Annotated in this window: 5 protein-coding genes; all 5 read right to left on the bottom strand. The window is 67.5% G+C overall.

The window, feature by feature from the left end; translation table 11 throughout:
- A partial coding sequence (locus VFZ20_RS10385) for a 3-hydroxyacyl-CoA dehydrogenase family protein (RefSeq protein WP_329683799.1) occupies nt 1-834 on the bottom strand: 834 nt, incomplete at its 3' end.
- A gap of 539 nt (nt 835-1373) precedes the next feature.
- Entirely contained in the window at nt 1374-2204 is an 831-nt protein-coding gene (locus VFZ20_RS10390; protein WP_329683800.1) for an enoyl-CoA hydratase/isomerase family protein, read from the bottom strand.
- Nucleotides 2201-3406: an acetyl-CoA C-acyltransferase gene (locus VFZ20_RS10395; protein ID WP_329683801.1), complete on the bottom strand. Its 1206-nt coding sequence runs from the start codon at nt 3404-3406 to the stop codon at nt 2201-2203. The genes VFZ20_RS10390 and VFZ20_RS10395 overlap by 4 nt, the downstream gene beginning before the upstream one ends.
- Nucleotides 3403-4245, bottom strand: coding sequence for a hypothetical protein (locus VFZ20_RS10400; RefSeq protein ID WP_329683802.1), 843 nt, complete (start codon nt 4243-4245; stop codon nt 3403-3405). The genes VFZ20_RS10395 and VFZ20_RS10400 overlap by 4 nt, the downstream gene beginning before the upstream one ends.
- 176 nt (nt 4246-4421) lie before the next feature.
- Nucleotides 4422-5891 carry an aldehyde dehydrogenase family protein gene (locus VFZ20_RS10405; RefSeq protein ID WP_329683803.1) on the bottom strand — a complete coding sequence of 490 codons (1470 nt, stop codon included), beginning with the start codon at nt 5889-5891 and terminating at the stop codon, nt 4422-4424.
- Between the last annotated feature and the right edge of the window lie 181 nt (nt 5892-6072).

Consider the following 6072-nt stretch of genomic DNA (forward strand, 5'->3'; position numbering starts at 1 on the left):
CTTGCCCAGCTTGCCCTCGGCCACCATCCGCCGCAGCAGCTCCGGCGGCCGGTACTGCTCGCCGCCCAGCTCGCCGTGCAGGTACTCGGCGATGCCCAGGCGCACGTCCAGCCCCACGAGGTCCGTGAGCCGGAGCGGGCCCATGGGATGGTTGTAGCCCAGCTCCATGGCCTTGTCGATGTCCTGCGGCGACGCCACGCCCTGCTCCACCATCCGCATCGCTTCAAGGCCGAGCACGACACCCAGGCGCGACGACGCGAAGCCCGGCGTGTCCGTGACGACGATGGGCTCCTTGCCGATGCGCCGCGCGAACGCCAGCGAGGCGTCCAGCGTGTCCTGCGACGTCTGCCGCCCGCGCACCACCTCCAGCAGCTTCATGATGTGCACGGGGTTGAAGAAGTGCAGGCCGATGACGCGCTCCGGCCGCCCCGTGGCCTCCGCGATGCGGCTGACGCTGAGCGACGACGTGTTGCTGCCCAGGATGGCGTGCGCCGGCGCCGTGCGGTCCAGCTCGGAGAAGATGGCCGTCTTGAGCTCCATCCGCTCCGGCACGGCCTCGATCACCAGGTCCGCGTCGGATGCGGCGGACGCGAGGTCGGAGGCGGCGCGCAGGTTAGCCAGAGCGGACTCGCGCGCCTCGGGCGTGACCTTTCCGCGCTCCACGCCCTTGTCCAGGTTGCCGCGGATGGTGCCCAGCGCGCGCTCCACGGCGCCGGGCTGCGGATCGTGCAGTGCCACCGCGTATCCCGCCATCGCGCACACCTGCGCGATCCCGTTGCCCATCGTCCCCGCGCCCAGCACGGCCACGCGGTGGATCGTCTGCTCGTCTGCCACTGGATTCTACGTCGTGGTTGATGCGGATGCGTGAAGGTCGGGTTTCCACGCGCGAAGTTCCACGGGTGGATCCAACCTTTGGGCCTGAGCGGGTAAAACCGACCTCGAATCTGTACCGGGAACGCGGCACCCCAGCCGCGGCGAATGAATTCGCGGCTTCGCGGCTATGACAACGTGATGTCGGCCTTCGCCGACCGCTCGTGCCGCGCGCCGTCTCCGTGCACGAAGGCAGTGTCTGGGCCGTAAACGCCTGCCTCGGTGCACGTGGCCGACCTTCGCTGGGGCAGTCCGCGCAGGCGGACTTCGTGCCTTTCCTGCGGCGAATTCATTCGCTCCGGCTGGGGGACGGCGGTTACCGGATCAGATCCGCAACGAGCCTCATTCTCTCCGGCTCGGTGGTCGCGATCACCGCAAGAGAGTCGCGAGGAGCATAGATCCCCGCAAGACCGGACTGCTCGGTGGACCAGGGATCATGAGTTCCCTGGTCCTGGCGCTCCCCGGGCCAGCGGACTTGTAATCCGCTGCTCATGGGACATCAGTCATTCTCCCCGGAACACCGCCGGCCGCTTCTCGTTGAACGCGGCGATACCCTCCTGGGCGTCGGCCGAGCGGAAGCAGCGCATCTGGCGCTCGCCCTCCGCGGCGAGCATCGCATCCAGGCCGGAATCCAGCGAAGCGGCGAGCGTCTGCTTGGCCAGGCGCAGGGCCAGGGGCGGCTTGGCGGCGAGCTCCGCCGCCATCTTTCGCACCTCGCCGTCGAACGCGTCCGCGGTGAACACGTGGTCGAAGAGGCCGATGCGCTCCGCCTCGCGCGCGTCCACCATCCGCCCCGTCATCACCAGCTCCGCGGCGCGGCCGGGGCCCACCAGGCGGGGCAGGGAATACGTGGCGCCCCAGTCCGGGTGCAGGCCGATGCGGTTGAACGTGACGCCGATGCTCGCCTTCTCCGACGCGACGCGAAAGTCGCACGCGAGGGCCAGCGACGCGCCCGCGCCCGCCGCCGGCCCGTTCACGGCCGCGACCACGGGCTGCTCGATGGACTGCATTCGCCGGACGACGCGCATCCCCGCGTGCACCAGGCGCTCGAACGTGACGTCGTCGCCGCGGCCCAGCAGGTCGCTCATCACCTCCACGTCCGCGCCCGTGCAGAACCCGCGGCCCGCACCCGTGATGACGATCACCCGCACGTCCGCGTCCGTCGCCGCGCGGCCCAGCGCGTCGTGCAGGCGGTCGCGCATGTCGCCCGCGAAGGCGTTCAGCCGGTCGGGGCGGTTGAGCGTGATCCAGGCGACGCCCTCCTCCACGCGGAGAAGGACGGTGTCGGTGGATGTGGTCGCGGCGGATTCGATGGATGCGGCGGAATCGCTCATCGCTCCGTGCGCTCCACGATCATGGCGATGCCCTGGCCCACGCCGATGCACATGGACGCCAGCCCGTAGCGCACCCCCTGCCGGTGCATCTCGTGCACGAGCGTCGTGAGGATGCGCGCGCCCGACGAGCCCAGCGGATGGCCCACGGCCACGGCGCCGCCGGAGACGTTCACGATCTCCGGGTCGATGCCCAGCTCGCGCACGCACGCCACGGACTGCGCGGCGAACGCCTCGTTCAGCTCCACGAGGCCAAGGTCGCCCACCTCCAGCCCCGCCAGCGCCAGCGCCTTGCGCGTGGCCGGCACGGGCCCGATGCCCATCCGCTGCGGCTCCACGCCCGCCACCGCGCTGGCCACGATGCGCGCCATGGGCTTGATGCCCATCCGCTCCGCCGCCGCGCCGGACGCGACGAGCAACGCGGACGCGCCGTCGTTGAGCCCGGACGAGTTGCCGGCCGTCACCGTGCCGCCCTGCTTGCGGAACGCGGCCTTGAGCGCCGTCAGCCCCTCGAGGGTGGTGTCCGCGCGCGGGTGCTCGTCGGTGTCGACGACCTTGGGCGGGCCCTTGCGCTGCGGCACCTCCACGGGGACGATCTCGCCCCGGAAGTGGCCCTCGGCGATCGCCTTCGCCGCGCGCTGCTGGCTGTTGAACGCGAACGCGTCCTGGTCCTCGCGGCTCACGCCGAACTCCTCCGCCACGATCTCCGCCGTCTCGCCGAGCGAAACCGTCCACTCCGGCGGCATCTTGGGATTCACGAAGCGCCAGCCCAGGAGCGAGTCGGCCATCTGCGGAACGCCGCGGGCGTAGCCTTCCTCGGGCTTGAGCATCACCCAGGGCGCGCGGGTCATGCTCTCCACGCCGCCCGCGATGAACGTCTCGCCCTCGCCGGCGCGGATGGCGTGCATGGCGCTGCGCACGGCCTCCAGGCCGGATCCGCACAGGCGGTTCACCGTCTGCCCGGCCACGGTGACGGGAAGGCCGGCCAGCAGGAGGGCCATGCGCCCCACGTTGCGGTTGTCCTCGCCGGCCTGGTTGGCGCACCCGAAGATCACGTCGTCCACGGCGGACGGGTCGATCCCCGTGCGCTCCACGACGGCGCGGACGACGGTGGCCGCCAGGTCATCGGGCCGCACGGAAGCAAACGCGCCGCCAAACCGGCCCACGGGCGTGCGAACGGCGTCAAGGATGTATGCGTCGGTCATTCTCGATTCGTCCTCGTCATCTGCGTCAGATCGTCCGCGTCGCTCGTCACTACTGGCTTGCGCAGGGGGGTATAAAGCGGCATTCGCTGTTCCAACTCCCGACGCCGCATGAGGAACGCCCAATAGAGGTGGAACTCTTCAACCGTGTGTCCAGCATCGTCGGTGTGGACCACGGCTAAAGCCTGAGCACCGCCATCAAGGGTGCATCGCTGGGCCATCTCCCTCATGAGCGTGGATTCCCATTGCTTTACATCAACAGCAATGATTTCTCGAAATTTTCTGTGCACCTCGGTAATTCCTTCGATGTACTCCCGGACGAGCGGCTTAAGATCAGCCTGTTCTCCGTGAGCACTCATCAACTCATTCAGCACGCTCTGCTTGAATCCACCATCGTCATCAAGCTTATGCGTGTTCAACAACGGCGTCACCGTGTGTGCGGCGAAACCGACGCGCGGCTTATCGGGCATCACCCCAAAAAGCACTCCAGCAATGGGTAATCCGCGATGCTGTACGTAATTCCTGAGCGCCTCCATCACACGGTATCCGAGCTTGACGTCGTACTGATAATTCATTGCTTGTACAGCCACCTCGGCCCTCCCAGACGCTTTACCGAATATCGAGTTGAGGTCGTGCTGAATGTGATCAATATACAACCGGCACGATGTTAATAGGTTGATCACGCGCCGGTTTAGCGTGTAAAGCATATCCTGCACGCGCGAAGGATTTATATCCTGGAATATAACTTTGTGAGCGGCCTCAATTAGTAGTGCTGTTTCAAGCTCTTCATAGTTACCGAGCAAGATACCGAACTTTTCCTCAACGCTCGCAGCGATCGACACGTTAGATCTCGCCGTCCGCAGGGTAATGAATTCCGCTTCTGTAATCTCGTCGCCACCACCGCTCTTCGATGGGTCGACGTATATACGGAAAGGCATGGCACACATGTATACGTGGGACAAAGAGAACCACCGCCGCTCGGATGACCCGGAGCGACGGTGGTAATCCATTACTCACCTCACCCCAAATTCACCCAGATGCTCTTGACCTGCGTGTACAGGTCCAGGGCGTAGCGGCCCAGTTCGCGGCCGTAGCCGCTCTGCTTGTACCCGCCGAACGGCGACGCCGTGTCCAGGTTGTGGTACGTGTTGATCCACACCGTACCCGCGCGCAGCTTGTGCGCCACGTGGTGGGCCTTGCGCACGTCCTGCGTCCACACGGCCGCGGCCAGCCCGTACTCGCTGTCGTTGCCCACCTGGATGGCCTCCTCCACGTCCGCGAACGTCTGCACGGCCAGCACGGGGCCAAAGATCTCTTCGCAGGCGATGGTCATCCTGGGCATCACGCCGCCAAAGACCGTGGGCTGCAGGAAGTAGCCGCGCTTGCCGTCCACCTCCACGCGCTCGCCGCCCATCAGCAGCTCGGCGCCCTCGGACTTGCCCGTCTCGATGTAGCCCATCACCCGGTCCAGCTGCTCCTGGCTCACCAGGGGCCCCAGGCGCGTCTTGGGGTTGAGCGGGTCGCCGGGCACGTAGCCGGCCGCGCGCTTGAGCAGCTTTTCCACGAACTCGTCGCGGATCTTCTCGTGCACCAGCAGGCGCGAGCCCGCCGTGCACGCCTGGCCCGTGTTGTAGAAGATGGCCATGCTGGCGCCCCGCACGGCCGCGTCCACGTCCGCGTCGTCCAGGACGATGTTGGGGCTCTTGCCACCCAGCTCCAGCGAGACCTTCTTGAGCGTGTCGGCCGCCTGCTTCTGGATGATCTTGCCGACGCCGGTGGATCCCGTGAAGGCGATCTTGTCCACGTCCGCGTGGTTCACGAGCGCCGCGCCGGCGCTTTCGCCAAAGCCGGGGACGACGTTCAGCACGCCGGCGGGCAGGCCGGCCTCGGCGGCGGCGCGGGCCAGCTCCAGCGCCGTCAGCGGCGTCTGCTCGGCGGGCTTGAGGACGACGGTGTTCCCGCACGCGATGGCGGGTGCCACCTTCCACGCGGCCATCTGCAGGGGGTAGTTCCACGGGATGATGGCCCCGCAGACGCCCACCGGCTCGCGCCGCGTGTAGTTGAGGTACGGCCCGGGAACGGGGATCACGTCGCCGGCGATCTTGTCGGCCCACCCCGCGTAGTAGCGAAAGCAGTCGATCGACTCCTTGATGTCGATCATCCGCGCCTCGCGCACGGGCTTGCCGTTGTCCATCGTCTCCAGGCGGGCGAGCTCGTCGGCGCGCTCCTCGAGCTTGTCGGCGATGGCGTACAGCAGCTTGCCGCGCTTGCGGGCATCCATGTTCTGCCACGCGTCGCTCTCGAACGCCTCGCGGGCGGCGCGTACGGCGCGGTCCACGTCGTCGCCCGAGGCCTCGGCCACCGTGGTGAGCGGCTCGGCCGTGGCGGGGTTGATGGTCTCGAACGTCTTGCCGGAGGCGGCGTCCTGCCACTCGCCCCCGATGAACAGCCGTCCCGGCTGGATGTCCAGCGTCGCCGTGTCCGTCATTGCCCTGTATGTCTGATGTGCAGATTTGACTGCGCTGAATACGTCCGCCGCCCCGGAATGTTCAACCTCCGGCCCAACGAAAGCTGGGGCAAGCGCGACCGGAACCGCAACTGCAGGATTCGGGCGTGCCCCTCCGCTGCGCTCCGGGTCGGGCTGCGCGCGCCGTAGGCAACGATACAAC

Source organism: Longimicrobium sp. (assembly GCF_036280135.1).
Classification (GTDB): domain Bacteria; phylum Gemmatimonadota; class Gemmatimonadetes; order Longimicrobiales; family Longimicrobiaceae; genus Longimicrobium.

Excerpts from the sequence above, each read along its gene's own strand:
- VFZ20_RS10405 (WP_329683803.1), bottom strand. The coding sequence starts at position 5,891 with ATGACGGACACGGCGACGCTGGACATCCAGCCGGGACGGCTGTTCATC.
- VFZ20_RS10390 (WP_329683800.1), bottom strand. The coding sequence starts at position 2,204 with ATGAGCGATTCCGCCGCATCCATCGAATCCGCCGCGACCACATCCACC.
- VFZ20_RS10395 (WP_329683801.1), bottom strand. The coding sequence starts at position 3,406 with ATGACCGACGCATACATCCTTGACGCCGTTCGCACGCCCGTGGGCCGG.